This window comes from Devosia indica (assembly GCF_003056405.1).
Taxonomy (GTDB): Bacteria; Pseudomonadota; Alphaproteobacteria; order Rhizobiales; family Devosiaceae; genus Devosia; species Devosia indica.
This window is the reverse complement of sequence record NZ_PYVZ01000025.1, coordinates 1-15,107: the sequence shown is the minus strand read 5'-3', so window position 1 is coordinate 15,107 and position 15,107 is coordinate 1. Positions and strand designations below refer to the sequence as shown.

At 60.5% G+C, this 15,107-nt stretch carries 16 protein-coding genes; 6 read left to right on the top strand and 10 right to left on the bottom strand.

Features of this window, described 5'->3' with window-relative positions; translation table 11 throughout:
• Nucleotides 1-6 precede the first annotated feature (6 nt).
• Both DDE76_RS18345 and DDE76_RS18340 read left to right on the top strand, forming a co-directional pair.
• A complete protein-coding gene (locus DDE76_RS18345; RefSeq protein WP_104893338.1) occupies nucleotides 7-279 on the top strand; it encodes a glutaredoxin family protein in 273 nt (90 codons plus the stop codon).
• Nucleotides 276-1,253 (top strand): 2Fe-2S iron-sulfur cluster-binding protein, encoded by a 978-nt coding sequence (locus DDE76_RS18340; RefSeq protein ID WP_104893339.1) that lies wholly within the window; start codon nucleotides 276-278, stop codon nucleotides 1,251-1,253. Before DDE76_RS18345 ends, DDE76_RS18340 begins: the two co-directional genes overlap by 4 nt.
• A gap of 40 nt (nucleotides 1,254-1,293) precedes the next feature.
• Here the strand turns inward: DDE76_RS18340 and DDE76_RS18335 are convergent, their stop codons facing one another.
• Entirely contained in the window at nucleotides 1,294-2,160 is an 867-nt protein-coding gene (locus tag DDE76_RS18335) for a DUF6692 family protein (protein WP_104894913.1), read from the bottom strand.
• Nucleotides 2,161-2,342: 182 nt separating this feature from the next.
• Here DDE76_RS18335 and DDE76_RS18330 point away from each other — a divergent pair, with 182 nt between their 5' ends.
• The 3 genes from DDE76_RS18330 (at nucleotide 2,343) to DDE76_RS18320 (ending at nucleotide 4,994) form a co-directional block, all read left to right on the top strand.
• On the top strand, nucleotides 2,343-3,116 hold the full coding sequence (locus DDE76_RS18330) for a glutaredoxin family protein (protein ID WP_104893340.1): 774 nt from the start codon (nucleotides 2,343-2,345) through the stop codon (nucleotides 3,114-3,116).
• A 243-nt stretch (nucleotides 3,117-3,359) separates the two neighbouring features.
• A complete protein-coding gene (locus DDE76_RS18325) occupies nucleotides 3,360-3,992 on the top strand; it encodes a tyrosine-type recombinase/integrase (protein WP_104894914.1) in 633 nt (210 codons plus the stop codon).
• A gap of 402 nt (nucleotides 3,993-4,394) precedes the next feature.
• Nucleotides 4,395-4,994, top strand: coding sequence for a hypothetical protein (locus DDE76_RS18320; RefSeq protein ID WP_157955908.1), 600 nt, complete (start codon nucleotides 4,395-4,397; stop codon nucleotides 4,992-4,994).
• Here DDE76_RS18320 and DDE76_RS18315 read toward each other — a convergent pair.
• The 9 genes from DDE76_RS18315 to DDE76_RS18275 form a co-directional block, all read right to left on the bottom strand.
• The gene (locus DDE76_RS18315) at nucleotides 4,947-5,354 is read right to left on the bottom strand and encodes a hypothetical protein (protein WP_281261869.1); all 408 of its coding nucleotides are present in this window, start codon (nucleotides 5,352-5,354) and stop codon (nucleotides 4,947-4,949) included. The genes DDE76_RS18320 and DDE76_RS18315 overlap by 48 nt on opposite strands.
• Before the next feature lie 116 nt (nucleotides 5,355-5,470).
• Nucleotides 5,471-6,559, bottom strand: a complete 1,089-nt coding sequence (locus tag DDE76_RS18310; RefSeq protein WP_104893343.1) for a glycoside hydrolase family 172 protein — start codon at nucleotides 6,557-6,559, stop codon at nucleotides 5,471-5,473.
• A gap of 25 nt (nucleotides 6,560-6,584) precedes the next feature.
• Nucleotides 6,585-7,568 carry an ABC transporter ATP-binding protein gene (locus DDE76_RS18305; protein ID WP_104893344.1) on the bottom strand — a complete coding sequence of 328 codons (984 nt, stop codon included), beginning with the start codon at nucleotides 7,566-7,568 and terminating at the stop codon, nucleotides 6,585-6,587.
• Nucleotides 7,565-8,395 carry an ABC transporter ATP-binding protein gene (locus DDE76_RS18300; protein ID WP_104893345.1) on the bottom strand — a complete coding sequence of 277 codons (831 nt, stop codon included), beginning with the start codon at nucleotides 8,393-8,395 and terminating at the stop codon, nucleotides 7,565-7,567. Before DDE76_RS18300 ends, DDE76_RS18305 begins: the two co-directional genes overlap by 4 nt.
• On the bottom strand, nucleotides 8,392-9,258 hold the full coding sequence (locus DDE76_RS18295; RefSeq protein ID WP_104893346.1) for an ABC transporter permease: 867 nt from the start codon (nucleotides 9,256-9,258) through the stop codon (nucleotides 8,392-8,394). Before DDE76_RS18295 ends, DDE76_RS18300 begins: the two co-directional genes overlap by 4 nt.
• Before the next feature lie 2 nt (nucleotides 9,259-9,260).
• Nucleotides 9,261-10,253, bottom strand: coding sequence for an ABC transporter permease (locus tag DDE76_RS18290; protein ID WP_104893347.1), 993 nt, complete (start codon nucleotides 10,251-10,253; stop codon nucleotides 9,261-9,263).
• A gap of 64 nt (nucleotides 10,254-10,317) precedes the next feature.
• Entirely contained in the window at nucleotides 10,318-12,066 is a 1,749-nt protein-coding gene (locus tag DDE76_RS18285; RefSeq protein WP_104893348.1) for an ABC transporter substrate-binding protein, read from the bottom strand.
• A gap of 87 nt (nucleotides 12,067-12,153) precedes the next feature.
• The gene (locus DDE76_RS18280; RefSeq protein WP_104894915.1) at nucleotides 12,154-13,155 is read right to left on the bottom strand and encodes a LacI family DNA-binding transcriptional regulator; all 1,002 of its coding nucleotides are present in this window, start codon (nucleotides 13,153-13,155) and stop codon (nucleotides 12,154-12,156) included.
• 505 nt (nucleotides 13,156-13,660) lie between these two features.
• Complete coding sequence (locus DDE76_RS18275) at nucleotides 13,661-14,380, bottom strand: hypothetical protein (protein WP_104893349.1); 720 nt, start codon at nucleotides 14,378-14,380, stop codon at nucleotides 13,661-13,663.
• Between the two features lie 160 nt (nucleotides 14,381-14,540).
• Between DDE76_RS18275 and DDE76_RS18270 the strand changes: the two genes are divergently transcribed.
• Nucleotides 14,541-15,032, top strand: a complete 492-nt coding sequence (locus DDE76_RS18270) for a LysR family transcriptional regulator (RefSeq protein ID WP_245892071.1) — start codon at nucleotides 14,541-14,543, stop codon at nucleotides 15,030-15,032.
• Nucleotides 15,033-15,107: the final 75 nt, after the last annotated feature.

The following is a 15,107-nucleotide window of genomic DNA, read 5'->3' as shown; positions in this document are numbered from 1 at the left end:
GCAAAAATGCAGACATCATCTTCTCCGTCCATCGAACTCTACACGACCCCGACCTGCCCCGATTGCCGACAGCTCAAGACGTGGTTCGATCAGTTTGGCATTCCCTACGAGGAACACGATCTTGCCCAGCCGGGCGTGGCCGAGGAGGCCAAGGCACGCACCGGCGTCCGGGTCGCACCCATCACGGTGGTCGGAACCAAGGTCTATTACGGCACCCATGACACCCAGCGCGTGCAATTGCGTCAGGATTGGCCGGCACTTTTCGGAGCCGGGCGATGACGACGCTCCGCCTTCCCCAGGTGCAAGCGCGCGTCACCGTGACCGAAGGGCAAACCGTGCTCGAGGCCGCACTCGACGCTGGTGTGCAGTTTCCCCATAGCTGCCGGTCTGGCCGATGCGGGGCGTGCAAATCCCGCCTGCTTTCGGGCGAGGTCATGATGCGCGAACACTCGCCTTTCGCTCTCGACGGCGCGGAACGGGACTCGGGATACATTCTGGCCTGCCGCGCCGTGCCGCTGACGGACGTCGCCGTTGCCTGGAACAATGAACAGGTCGTCGCCGGTGCCCGGGCCCGGATCGTCGCGCTCCACACCATGGCGCCCGAAATCTATCGGCTTGTCCTGCGCCCCGAAGAACCGATTGCCTTCTCGCCCGGCCAATTCTTCGAAATCGAACTGACGCCCGGCATCACCCGCAGCTACTCGGTGGCCAGCGAGCAAGGCGCGCTTGAGCTTGAGTTTCACATCCGCGCCATAGCCGGTGGATGCGCCTCCGGCATCCTGGCCAGTGAGCGTGAGCTGGGCGACGTTGTCCGGGTGTCCGGGCCGTTCGGAAGTGCCATTGGCGCCAGTGGGGTCGCGGGGCCAATCCTGGCGATCGCCGCCTCGACCGGCCACGCACCGGTCCAGTCCATTCTGGTGTCGAACGAAGGTCGACGGGTGCATCTGCTTTCTTTCGCAAGTCAGCGCGACGGCTTCTACCTTAATGGCCTCTTCGTCAGAGCGGCCGAGGCAGACAGCCGATTCACCTACCAGGCGATCACGACTGGCGCCGTCGCAAGGGGCACATCGGCATCGCCTTTGGCTGAGTCGATCCAACAGCTCGATTGCAGCTTGCTCTCAGGGCAGGTCTACATCGCCGGACCGCCAGGCTTTGTTGACGCGGCGGCGGCACTGGTCTCGGCCCGGCACTGCCTCACCGGCGCCATCCTGACCGACAGGTTCGAGTTGAGCGCCGGTGCGGCCACCAGTTGATCGGGCGGATCGGCGGTGCCCCACCGCCGATCCATTCCGTCTATTGGCAGCGCAGATAGCCCAGATAGCCTGCCTGCAAGTCATCGCCGATCGACAGCTTCATGACCACTTCGGGCAGGTCCTGATCCGCCAGCTCTGTTATGTCCTGGCCATCCCGGCCGGCAAGGGTCAGGCTGAGGTCGTCAGCGGTAAACGCACCCATGCTGTCGCCCTCGATCCGCACCACATTGCCGGACAGCTTGATCGCTGCGATGGTGCCGGTGCTTCCCGGGCCGATCGCCAGGGCTGGCTTGCTGTCTTCGGTGTACAAGAATGTACATTGGGCCTCGGCGGACAGGGCTGCTGAAATCTCTTCGGGGCTCAGAAACTCTGGATCGAGCACCGCAACCTCGGCGCTGGCCAGGGCAGAGTCGACGCTCTCGACCAGCGGCGCAGGCGTTTTCGGATCGGCCGGCTGTTTGCCGTCTTCGGCGATAGAGGCCAGCAGGTACTTCATCTCCGAAATTTCCTTGTCCTGGGCATAGATGATCTCGTCGGCGAGCTTGCGCACCCGACCATCTTCGATACCCGCCCGCGACGAGGTCATGATGGCGATGGAATGGTGCGGGATCATCGCACTCATATAGTCGCTGTCATCGACGGTGACCTGGCTGCGCACCAACCAAAGCGAGAGTCCGAAAGCCACAGCGGCTCCCGCAAAGATGGCCATGTTGAGCGCCTTGTTCTTGTACATGGAGAGCATGAAGGCGAGCATGATCACCGCCATGGCGCCGCCCATCACCAATGCCATCCAGGCCCGCGTCTCCGACCAGAACACATGGCTGAAGAGATAGGTATTGAGGTACATCAGACCGAACATCACCACGGTCGATGTGGCGATCATCAGGAAAAAGCGGCTGTATTTCATCGGGTCCTCCATCATTGTCTGATGGGGAAATGACCTTTCCACGTGGGAAGGTTGCACCATTGGCTGAATGGAGCGCTGTGACCGCCGTGACACTTCAAAAAAGCTGGAACTTCTACTGCTGATCCGCACTCTATTCATGACAGGCGACTACTATTCGACTGGCGCCAACGGAGAGCCCCATCATGTCCGACCAGCAAGCGACTGACTCACCCAGAGCCTCCCTATATCGAATGGTCATGCCGTCCCACGTTTGTCCCTATGGCTTGAAGTCGAAAGATCTCCTTGAACGGTCGGGTTACACCGTGGAGGACCATCACCTCAAATCCAGGGAAGAAACCGACGCTTTCAAGCGCGAGCATCAGGTCGAAACCACGCCGCAGACATTTGTTAATGGCTCCAGGATTGGCGGTTATGACGATTTGCGACGCTTTCTGGGCAAGCCTGTCGCTGACCCCGAAGCCACCAGCTATCGCCCGGTCATCGTGTTGTTCTCCCTCATGGCCCTCACCGCTATTGCCGCCAGCTATGCGGCGTATGGAACGCCTTTCGTGGTGCGCACTCTGGAGTGGTTCATCAGCTTCTCGATGGTCGCCCTTGCTCTCCTCAAGCTTCAGGATGTCGAACAGTTCAGCACCATGTTTCTGAGCTACGACCTCCTTGCGCGGCGATGGGAGCCCTACAGCTATATTTACCCATATGCCGAGGCCCTTGCGGGGCTCCTGATGATATCCGGGGCGTTCATATGGCTCTCGGTCCCTATCGCGCTGTTCATTGGCACCGTGGGAGCGGCGTCTGTATTCAAGGCGGTCTATCTCGATCGGCGTGAGCTCAAATGCGCCTGCGTTGGCGGTTCGAGCAATGTGCCGCTCGGCTTTGTGTCGCTCACCGAAAACCTGATGATGGTCGCGATGGCCCTCTGGATGCTCGCTTCCAGGGTCGTGTTTCCGCTAGTTTAGCTCAACGTTCGAGAACCCGTAGGCGCGTCCTGGAAGCATTATGCCTCCCAGCGTCTACGTTTGGTCCGGTTACCGCTCTGCACGCTCCAACACCGGACTGGCCGATAACGGCCCCGCTGGAGGCGCTGCCTATGAGGATTGTGGGGCAGGGGACCATTCTCGCGGCGCGGCGCGGGGCCGGCGGACAAACCGTCCGCCTTAATCGTTCTTCGATTGGCCGATAGTGGCCAAAGGAGAATGAAAATGGGTATCTCACAATACGACCCAGCCGCCAGAGGTCGGCCGGCGTGGAACGCCGGTCGGCAAGTCGGCGCAAAGCGGGCGCTCAAGATCCGCCAGATCTGGGCAATCAGGTTCTTTCTGGATCGAGAGGGGCGAATGCGCGATCGAGCGCTGTTTGATCTCGCCATCGACAGCAAGTTGCGCGGTTGCGATCTGGTCAAGCTTAAGATCGGAACCCTTGTGACCGGTCATGATATTCGCGCTCGGGCAATGGTCATTCAACAGAAGACCGGTCGACCGGTACAGTTCGAAATCACAACGGACGCCAGAACAAGTTTGCTGGCGTGGCTCGAAAGGCGAGGGGGCTCGGTAGAGGATTTCGCGTTTCCCAGCCGAGCTGATCCGAAAGACCACCTGAGCACCAGGCAATATGCCCGGTTGGTGGATGAATGGGTGACTGCCATCGGTCTTCGCAAGGAGGAATATGGCACGCATTCGCTCCGGCGCACCAAGGCCTCGCTCATCTACAAGGCCACCGGCAATCTCCGCGCCGTGCAGATACTTCTTGGCCATACCAAGATCGAGAACACGGTTCGATATCTGGGCGTCGATGTTGAGGACGCACTGGAACTGGCGGAACACACCGAAGTCTGACGATCAGCGGCCCCACCGCCGGTGAGGCCGCAACGAGGACACCGCCGGACGCGATCCACAGTCGGAACGCTGCATCCGGACGGTCAGCAATCGCATGACCGCGGCTATTCCAAGGAGCACATGCGGACCATCTTCGACGCGCCCCAAAACGGCCGTTGCGGCAACGTTTTCGGTTTCCCGTTAGCTGCCACTCCGGTGGCGGTCGACCGGTGTCGTCTCGGGGGTGGTTAAAGGACTGGCAGCATTCAGCCCAAGGCTTGGGCAAGCGGACACTACTCTGCAAAAGCCATGCAAAATTGTACCGCACCAGAGTTATGCACCAACCAAGTCTTTGAGATTGCACGAGCAGCAAGTTGGCGCATAAAACCTGATCTGCGCACCTAGCGAGAACAAGGGCTAGAGATGACCTACTGGCCGATGCCGAACAATACTCAGATCACCGTGAAGCTGGCTCGCTTCGTTCCGGGCGGCCCGTTTCCCTTTTTGACAGTCGGCACCTTCGACACGTTGACGGCAGCCAATGAGGCAGGCCGGGAGGCGTTAAAGGCCGTCACGGATGAGCCGGAAACTGCAGGATATCTTCTTCTGGATGAGGCCGGTCGTGAAGTAGGCAACTGGACTTATTGGGACGAATTGGTGGGCCAAAACGACACTGGGCTTACTCAATTTGAGAGGGCTGCGATTTGCCACATAGCAGAGGACCATTTGAACGAAATGCCAAAGCTATTCGCGGAGGCGGATCGCGCAACGGTCATTGAACGGGATAACACCGGCAGCGGCTTCTACACCCACCTTCAATTTCCCAACGATAGTCCCCGGTGGAAGGGCCACTCACCCATCGGTGAGCGGCTGTACAAAATTGACCAATACGAAGCGCCCTTCGGAGTGATCCTGTTTTTTGAAGGCGGTCTCCCCAGCCTCATCGATTGTCACTTTTTCGGCGAGGCCACCACCTTAGAAACGGACTTCACCAATGCTCAATTTTCGCTGTGGGAGAAATAATGGAAAACACCGTTCTACAATGGACGTCACGTGCTTCTTTAGCCTGTGTCCGCTTTCAGGATCGATGACCAAACCGCTGAACGGCAAATAAGGGGTCGAGACCTGCCGATCCCCAACGCGCCCCAAATCTGCCGTCTGACGCAGTTGACTGATTGCCGAAAGCGGACATCGCACCTGAACCCGCTGAAGCCTCATCCGGTCCAGAATAGACTGGCCCCAATGCATGGGGCCGTGGGTAATGCTGTCCGGATCATGCTGGAAAAACAGATGATAGGCGCCATCGACCTTGATGAGCCCATTGGGGTCATTCATCCAGCCATGCAAAGGCGAGAAATGCAGTCTTGGACGATACGGCTCCACGATGTTGGTCTCCGGGCAGGAAATGAAAGGAGCCGCCGGTGTGGCGGGCTCCGAGGTCGGGACTGTCGGGAGGGCAGCCCCGTAGCGCCGATTTGCCGACGTTGCGGAGGGCGCGGTCAGACGATGAGGAGGAACTCACGGTCTGGTAAGGGCTGCAGCGTCGGCGCGGGCAGGGTCTGGTACCAATAGGCGACAGAGGCAACGTCGTCCTGCATGGGCAGCCAGCGGCCATTATAGCCCCAGCCAAGTGCTTGCACCGTGACTTTGAGGTCGCGGTCGAAGCGGATGGGGTCCATGACGTGGAAGCGATACATGCCCATACGGAATTGCGTCTTGTAGTCCGATGCCGGGCGAACCACCTGGTGAAAGCCGGCATATGGGGTCGTGTAGGTGACGTATTCCTTGTCATGTTTGGGCGTGGGGTCGAAATTGTAGGAGCCGCAGAAGTAGTCCTCGAGGCCGGTCGAGGCGATGGTAGGATACTCGCTGTCGCCGTCCATGAAGAACTTGACCTCGCCCTCGCCCCACCAGCCATTGTTGTTCTGGCCCCAGGCCATATACAGCCCGACAAAATGGCCCTTGCCCTTGATGCCGTCGATGACGGTGTAGTCCGTCTTGTAGGGAATGGGGTTGGTCCGGCGAAAGTGGGCGTGGAAATAGGCGCAGTCGTCGGGAACCTCGGTCAGCGTGTAGTTGATCTGGTAGTAGAGCGTCATCTGCTCTTCGGCGATATTGGTCATGGTGATGCGCGCCCGCTTGCGGAACGGCATCTCCCAGTAGGAATTGAAGGCGCTGCCCGGATTGACGCAGATCGGCAGGGCCGACATCTGGGCAAACTCGCCCCAGCCCGAGCCGAAGAAGTCGCCGACCGGGCATTCGACGGACGGAATGTCGCTGCCATCCCAGTAGATGCGCAGGATGGTGAAGCGCCAGTTTCCCGTGGGTGTCATCCAGATATGCTGGATCGCCCCCGGGCCTTCGATGTCGGCAATGGTGCGGGTCTCGCCGGGCTCGATGCGGATCGAGGGCGAGATTTTCCAGCCCTTGCCGAGGTCGCGCGCCGCGTTGGCTCCGGTCCCCTCGGTCGCCATGCAGGCGCCGCCCTTTTCGCCATTGAAATTCTCGGCACAGATCGACCGGGTCTTTGCATTCGACAGCCGGGACAGATTGCCCAGATGCATGCCAAGGCCGTTGAAACCAGTCATAATAATCCTCTCTGCGCTTGCGCGCTTATTGCTTTGGATGGAGTTGAAAAGGTGGGCGCGCGGCCATAACAGCCATCTGCACGGCCGCCGCCGTCGTGGGTGTCTCACCCGGACGAAGCGGCAGCGCGACCGCACGCAGCGGTTCGGTGTGGTAGAGCCCGACCGGTCCGGTGGGCAGGAACGCGGACGGCGAAGGCGGTTCGGCTTCCAGGTTCCAGTCCCGATCCGGATCCGGCGACGGCACAGCGTCGATCAGCGCCTGCGTATAGGGGTGCTGCGGATTGTGGATGACTGCGTCGGGATCGCCCACTTCGAGGATATGCCCGCCATGCAGCACCACAATCGTATCGGCCACCTGATAGGCGGTCGCCAGGTCGTGGGTCACGTAGATCAGTGAAATGCCGAGGTCGCGATTGAGGCTGAAGAGGATTTCAAGAATTGTGGACCGCAGCGAAGCATCGACCATCGAAACCGGTTCGTCCGCCAGGATGATCTGCGGGTCGAGCAGCAATGCGCGGGCAATCATCACGCGTTGGCGCTGGCCGCCCGATAGCTGGTGGGGATACTTGCCAAGGGTTTCCGACGGCTTGAGCCCGACCCGCTGCAGGGTTGTCTCGATCCGGGCATAGCCTTCCTCGCGCGACTTGATGAGCCCGAAGGCCCGCAGGGGCGTCATCAGGGCGTGGTCGACCCGGTAGAAGGGATTATAGACCGAGAACGGATCCTGGAAGATGGCCTGCACTTCGCGGCGAAAGGTGCGCTGGCCGGCACTGCCGAGCCGGGCCACTTCGGCGCCATCATAGCGCACGCTGCCGCGCGATGGGGGCTGCAGTCCCAGCAGCAGCCGGATCAGCGTGGACTTGCCGCTGCCGCTTTCGCCGACCACTGCGGTGATCGACGGGTGCTCGCCGCCGACGGCCAGCGACACGTCGCGCAGGGCCGTCTTGGTCTTGTTGAGGCCGAGCTGATAAACCACGTCGGCACCCTTAACCTCAAGAAGCTTGCTCATGGCAATGCCTCCTGATGGGCGGCCTTGATGAACCGCGCCTGGCGGTCGAAGGACGGGAGCGAATTGATCAACATGCGCGTATATTCGTGTTGCGGGTTGGAGAAGACGTCGCGCACCGGGCCGACCTCGATCAGCTCGCCGCGATACATGACGCCCAGTGTCGTCACAAAATGCGCCATCAGCGCCATGTCGTGACCGATGAGGATGATGGCGGCCCCGATATCGCGCTGCACCCGGCCAAGCGTCGCGAGCACCTGCTTTTGCACCATCACGTCTAGGGCACTGGTGGGCTCGTCGGCCAGGATCAGGCTCGGCGTCAGGGCGATGGACATGGCGATGCAGACGCGCTGCTTCATGCCGCCCGACAGTTCGTGGGGATAGCGGCGCTGCACCTCAGGACTGAGACCCACCCGGGTCAGCAGGTCGCCGATGATCCGCTCGCGTTCCGCGCCGCCGTGACGGACGCTGTGATCGTCGTAAATGTCCCCGATCTGTGCGCCTATTCGCAGAACCGGATTGAGCGAGTTCATAGCGCCTTGCGGGACTAGGGACATCTCGGCGAAGCGCAGCTTACGAAAAGCCTCGTCATCGAGACCCGTCAGCTCGCGACCGTTGAGTTCGAGGCTGCCGCTGCTGACCAGGCCGCCCTTGAGCATTCGCATCAGCGCCAGGATGGTGGTCGACTTGCCCGAGCCGGACTCCCCGACAAGGCCGAAGCGTTCGCCTCGTTGTAGTGAGAAGCTGACATTGCGGGTGGCATGGAACGAGCCGCTTGCCGTCGGATATTGCACCGTGAGGTCGGAGACCTTGAGAACCGTGTCACTCATGACTGGCTCCTCAGGCGCGGATTGGCGAAATCGTCGAGGGCGCTGGCGATCAGGAAGAGCGCGATGAAAAGCAGGGCCAGGATGATGACCGGGGGGCTCCACCACCACCACATGCCGCGGCTGAAGGCGGCATAGAGCAGCGCCCAGTAGACGGTCATGCCCAGAGTGGGGGTGTTCTGCGGCCCGAGTCCCAGGACTTCGAGCCCCATGCCCGAAAGGATGGCGCCGGATGTGGCGCCGACCAGCGACGCGAAGGCGATTGGGATGACGTTGGGAAAGATTTCGCGGAAGATGATGGAGAAGCTGCCCAGCCCGGATAGGCGCGCCATCTGCACATAACCCAGTTCCCGCAAGGCGAGAACCTGTGCCCGAATGACGCGCGTGGCATGCATCCATGACAGCGCGGCGATGATGAGCGCCATCATCTCAACGTTCACCGCCCGCACTGAGGACGCAACGACGAGGAGAATCGCAAGCGGGGGGATGGTCAGCATGGTGTCGGTTACGGCGCCGATGATCCGGTCCCACCAGCCCCCGAAATAGCCCGAGAATAGGCCGAGCATGACGCCGATGGTGGTGCCGATGACGCCCGCCAGCACGCCCATGCGCAAAGTCTGTGGCGTGCCGGCGATGACAACGGCCAGCAGGTCGCGGCCGCCGCTATCCGTGCCCAGCCAGTGCTCTGCGGAAGGCGGCTGGTTGGTACGGACTGAGATCGGCTCCGCCAGCCGGATATCGACGAAGAGGGGTCCGATGATGCCGATGAGCAGCAGCACCGCCAGGATGGCCATGCCTGCCACCATCTTCGGATTGGTGCCGAGATATGCCAGCGCGGCCCGTGTATTTCGCAGGATAGACTGCATGTTCATAGCCTTTGGATACGCGGGTCGAGCAGTGGATAGAGCAGGTCGAGGACCAGCACCGCGAAGGCGACCGTAATGACCAGGAAGAAGGCGACGCCCTGGATGAGGAAATAGTCCGAGCTGCGCAGGGCGTTGTAGAGCAGGTAGCCGATGCCGGGATAGTTGAATGCCACCTCGACCAGCACCGAGCCCGATGCAGCTGTGCCAAGAGCGATGGCGAGGGCCGTGACCTGCGGCAGCAGTGCATTGCGCATGGCATACTTGAAGAAGATCCGGCGCTTCTTCAGGCCTTTCGCCTCGGCCAGCGCCAGGTAATCCTCGCCCAGCACATTGATCATGGCGCCGCGCATCCCCAGCGCCCAGAAGCCCAGCCCGGCCAGCACGATCGACAGCGCTGGCAGGAAGGCGTGGTAGGCGAGATCCCAAAGCACCGGTAGGGAAAAGCCGTTTGGAAAAACGGAATAGGCCCCGCCCAGCGGAAACCAGCCCGTCCAGATGGCTAGAAGATAAAGGACGATCAGCGCCAGCAGGTAATAGGGGATTGCCGACAGCACCATGAGGAATGGAGCCAGGCGGTGCACGGCGCGCGGAGAGCCCGGCCAGGCGAGGAGCGCGCCGATGAGGCTGCCGAGCCCGAAGGCGATGACGGTCGATACCGACAGCAAGGCGATGGTCCAAGGCAGTGCCGCCAGAATGGCACTGGTGACGCTCTGCGGGAAATAGGAGATCGAACTGCCGAGGTCGAGCCGCAGCGAGTTGAACAGGTAACGGCCGTATTGCACCAGCATTGGGTCATCGAGACCGAAGCGCGCGCGATAATTGGCCACGATGTCCTGAGCGCCCTCGACCTGCTGCCCACGGGACAGCAACTGCTCGAGAACGGCAGCCGTGGGATCGCCCGGCGCCAGGCGCGGCACGATGAAATTGACGGTTGTCGCCGCCAGCACGACGGCGAAAAACATCGCCAGCCGCCGGAACACATAGCCCCAGGTCATGGCCCAACTCCACAAGGTTCGGGTGGGAGCCGCCGGTGCATCGGCACCGGCGGCAGTGTGATGGTTATGGCTGCTTCTTTTGCACTTCAGCCACGATCAGGAGGTTCGTCGCCCACCAGAAGCCGGGATGGACATAGTTGTTCTCCGAGGTGGGGAAGTTGTCCCAGTAGTGACCGTTAAAGCTGGTCAGCAAGGCGGCCTGGACCAGCGGGATGGCCGGCATCTCCGGCAGCCAGATCGCCAGGGCCTCGTGGAACAACTCCTGCATGCGCGGATCGTCCGCAGCCGTGACAGCCATTTCTTCGACGATGGCGTCGTAGGCGTCGTTGGACCAGCGCGTGCGGGCACCGGTCGCCACTTCGCCCATCGGGGCGGCATGGCGGCTGTGGTAGAGCTCGAGCGTGCCGTAGGGATCGGAGATGCCGCCACAGGACACGTCGAGCCAGGCGTCGGCGCGGCCGGTATTGAGGGCATCGGAGAAGGCGGCGATGTCGGACAGTACGAAGTTGGCATCGAAGCCGGCACGCTGAAGCAGCGTCGTCACCACCGGAGCCATGCGGGTCTGGTCGGCCTCGCCCTGGCGGATCACCAGGTCGATGGCAATCGGATTGCCATCCTTGTCCTGCCAGAAGTCGCCATTTTTGGTGTAGCCGGCCGCTTCCATTGTGGCCGCTGACTTGTCGACGTCATAGGCCAGCGTGTCGTATTCACTGAACAGGTCCGCCGCATTTTCCATGTAGGACGCGAAAGGCGGATAGTCCGGGGTCATCCACTTGGCTGGGACCGTCAGGTTCTCCCAGGCGATGTCGACGATCGCATCGCGATTGAGGGCCTGCGAAATGGCCCAGCGCAACTGCGGGTCGTCAAATGGCGCCTGCGTGGTGTTGAACGCCATGTAGCGAGGGCAAGGATCGAGATAGGCGTAGGGCGTCTCGGGGAACCACGAGAAGACATCGCCATTGTTGGCGACCACCTGCTCGAAGTTGTCGCGACCCAGGACCCACACCGAATCCAGTTCATTGTTGGCCGCCATGGCCGCACGGCGTTCCTCGCTGCCGGCCGTCTTGAACAGCACCTGAACCGGTTCGGGCAAGGCGTGGAAGCCGCTGGTCGCGCCCCACCAGTCATCCCGGCGCTGCCAAACCGTTTCGGTCGTGGTCGACGAGATCAACTGGTAGGGCGAGGTCGAAACCGGCCAGCCCTTGGCGAGATCATAATTGGTGAAGGTCTGCGGATCCTGGGTCTCCCAGATATGCTTGGGCAGGATCATGGTCGTGCCGTAGATTCGGACGCCGAAGGCATCAAGCATGTATCGCGGATTGGGCGAGGTCAAAGTGAGCCTGACCGTATGCGGATCGACGGCGACGATGTCTTCGACCCAGGTCTTGGCGTTGACCGAATAGCCGCCCAAAGCCGGAGCGTGCTCCTTGAGCATGTTCATGGTATAGACCACGTCGTCGGCAGTGAAGGGCGTGCCGTCGCTCCACTTGGCTTCGGGCTGGAGGTTGATCGTCACCTCGTCGAAAGCCTCGTTGAACGCATAACCGGTGGCCAGCCACGGGACCATTTCGCCGGTCTCGTAATTGTAGTAGAAGAGTGACTCGAAGCCCACCTGCTGAAGTCCAGCATGCTGCAACGTGCTGGGCAGGAACGGGTTGTAGTTTTCAGGCGTGGTGACGCGTTCGGAGATGTTCTCGAAGATCAGCTGATCTTCACGCGCAACCTCCTGCGCGAGAGTCGTAGAAGCGGTGCTTGTCATGGCAGCGACAAGCAGCACGCCCAGAGCGCCGTAGCGCCGGGTTATGGACCGCATGGGTCTCTCCTCCCAAAATGTGTGCTGACGTTTTATTGGTTCTTCAGGCTTGGTTGTGGGTGCTTGTCCCTCCTCCGGGCAGATGCCTCATGCCGTTTCGTGAATTTCCAGCGTAGCAGGGAGCACGACCTGTCTGGGTGTGCCGTCATAACCAGCAATGCGCTCGTTGAGCAGTTCGATCGCGCCACTGCCTAGATCACTGGGGCTCACCCCGATCGTGGTGAGGCGGGGGCGCAGGTCGGCCAGTTCTTCGTAGATGTCGTAGGAGGCGACCGCGATGTCGCCCGGCACCGATATGCCGCGATCTGCAAACCCCGCCAGGGCCGCCCTCGCCATGCGCGAGCTGGCAAAGAAGATGGCGCTGGGCAGGTCATCGCCATGCCGCTCGACTAGCCAATCGACTGCCTCGTAGCCGGATGGCGGCAGGAAGGACCCTTCGTAGCGCAGGTCATCCTCCATCGCGACGCCTCCATCCTTCAGCGCGCGCTCGAAGCCGGCCTGGCGCAGCATGGACATATTAAAGAACGATGGCCCGGTGACATGGGCGATGCGTTTGTGGCCCTTGGAGACCAGGTACTCGCCCATCCGATAGGCGCTGGCGAACCCGTCCTGCTCGATGCTGTCCACGGACCGGCTCGGCAGGTTGCCGACGAAGACGGTGGGTATTTTGACCTCGGCCAGTTCGTGCTGGATGCGGTGCAAGGCGGCGTCGGCGACGATCAGCCCGTCCACCCCTTTGGTCTTGATCTGCTTGAGATAGGTATGCCCGTGATCTTCGGAATGCCCGCCGGGCACATCGGTATTGTAGATCAGCGTATCAACACCGTCATCGACCAGCGCCGTCTGCATTGCGCGGACCATCTCGGTATAGTAGGGCGCGCAAATATCGGGGATCATGATGGCAATGACATTGGTCCGCCCGGTGCGCAGCGACTGAGCCTGGCGATTGGGCACATAACCCAGCTTGTCGATCGCCTCCTCGACCTTGGCACGAAGTGCAGGCGAAACCCTGTCGCGGTGATTGATGACGTGCGACACCGTCGTGAGAGACACGCCTGCAAGTTTCGCGACTTCTTGTATCTTGACCATCATCAACATCTAGCACGTGCAAAACGTTTTGCAAAGCCTTTCGCAAAACGTTTTGCATGCTGATTTCTACATTGGCAGCCCTGACGGGTTCGCGCCTCCTATCGCCGTTCGACTGCCGCTTGCGGCGTCCCGAAAGCCGACATTGCTCACGGCCTAGCCAAGCGCAAGCCGATTACTCCGGCGTATATGTTCGAACCCCACCCGGTCCGCCACTTTGGTAAAAATCGGGAACGCCGATTCTCGCCGACTTCCCTCCTTTGGTGGCTACCGGCTTCCTCAACAGGGTATTTTTGCTGCCCTTGATGTAGATCGCGTCGTCCGCGATCTCGACGTGTTGGTCGAAGGCGCTGACATGTTCCCGCCGATAGCCGCCCTTTCAAAGCCGGAGGCGAGTGCGAGCTTCGCTTGCCAGCTCCGGCACGGCCGCTTTGGCGTGACTCTAAATTCAAACAGCAAAGCGCCCGATGGGTTGCACCGGGCACTTCTTTCTCAAGTCACCTCGAGATTACTTGGTAGCGAGGATTTCGAAATTGTGGACGTTTGCCACCACACCGTCGTCCCATCCACCTGAGATCAATTCTGAAGCCTTTTCATTCAGGAGTCCGGCGACTTGTCCGGCAAAGTGCGCTTCGCGGCCAGAGTTGTCGGCAAAGATGTCGAAGATGGCGAAGTTGGTCTCGTCAATCTGCAGCGCCGCCCAGAACAATGTCTTGGGTTCAGTTTCTGCGACGATGGGGCCGGCGGCGGTCAGCAAGGCTGCCAATTCGGGGCCTTTACCTGGAGCAGCTTCGAGCTTGATGTAAGTTGCGGTTGTTGCCGTGGAGAGATCAACCGGCGCCTTGACCGACAGGACATCGGAGTTGTTGATATTCGCGACAACACCGTCGTCCCATCCGCCGTCGACCAGTGCGTCGGCGTTTTGGTTCAAAGCCGCAGCAACCGCTCCTGAGAAGTGAGCGTCGCGTGCTTCTTCGTCTGCGAAGATGTCAAAGATTGCGAGCGTGTCATCGGCTTGCAGAGCAAACCAAAGGACGGTGCCCGGCTCTGTGTCCCGCACGATCGCTGCGGCACCAGCCAGAAACTCCGCGAAAGCTCCGGTCTGGCCTTCGGCGGCCGGCATGGCGATGTAGCTGGCTGTATGATTTACCATTGGGTTGTCCTGTGCAGTTGCAGAAGTTGTGATCAGCGCCAGTGCGGCGACTGTTTGAAGGATTTGCGTTTTCATGGTCGTCTCCTGATTTGAAGTGCTTCATGTTTGGTTTTGATGCACTCTTGTCCCATGCCGAATGCGCCCGAACCCAATTCCGAAGTTCTATTCTTTGATAGACATGGACTATTGAAGTTGGTTTGATGGCGTGGCTGGAGATGTAACGGAGAATGCGGCGATGGAAATGAACCAGATCAGGTATTTTCTCGCTGTCTGCGAGCACCGAAACTTCACCCACGCAGCCAGCGCCTCCAATGTCTCCCAGCCTTCCTTGACGACTGCGATCAAGAAACTTGAAGACGAGCTTGGAGGTGACCTGTTTGTCAGGGACCGAGCGGGATGCAGGCTGACTCCGCTGGGAAGACTCATGCAGCCAAGATTGCAGAAGGCTCATGATGAGACGAGACAGGCGAAGGCGGAGGCGGTCCGTCATGTGCGCTTGGAGCGGGTTCCAATCTCTGTTGGTGTCGGCGAAACGATTGGCCACAACAGGATTTCGGCAGCTATGGAGCGTACTCGTACGCGATTGCCGCAAGCCGAAATCGAATTGATCGTTGCGTCAACCTCCAAGCTTCTTGCCGGGTTACGAGATGGTGAATTTGACGTTGTAGTCACCGCATGGAGCGCACCCCATTTTGACCGGACAGCCGGCATAGCCGATAAGGCATAGGCATCCGCCTATGAGTACGACTATGTCCAAGAGTTCTGACGAGCCGTTTCGACGGGTCGAAGTCATCACCTCCGT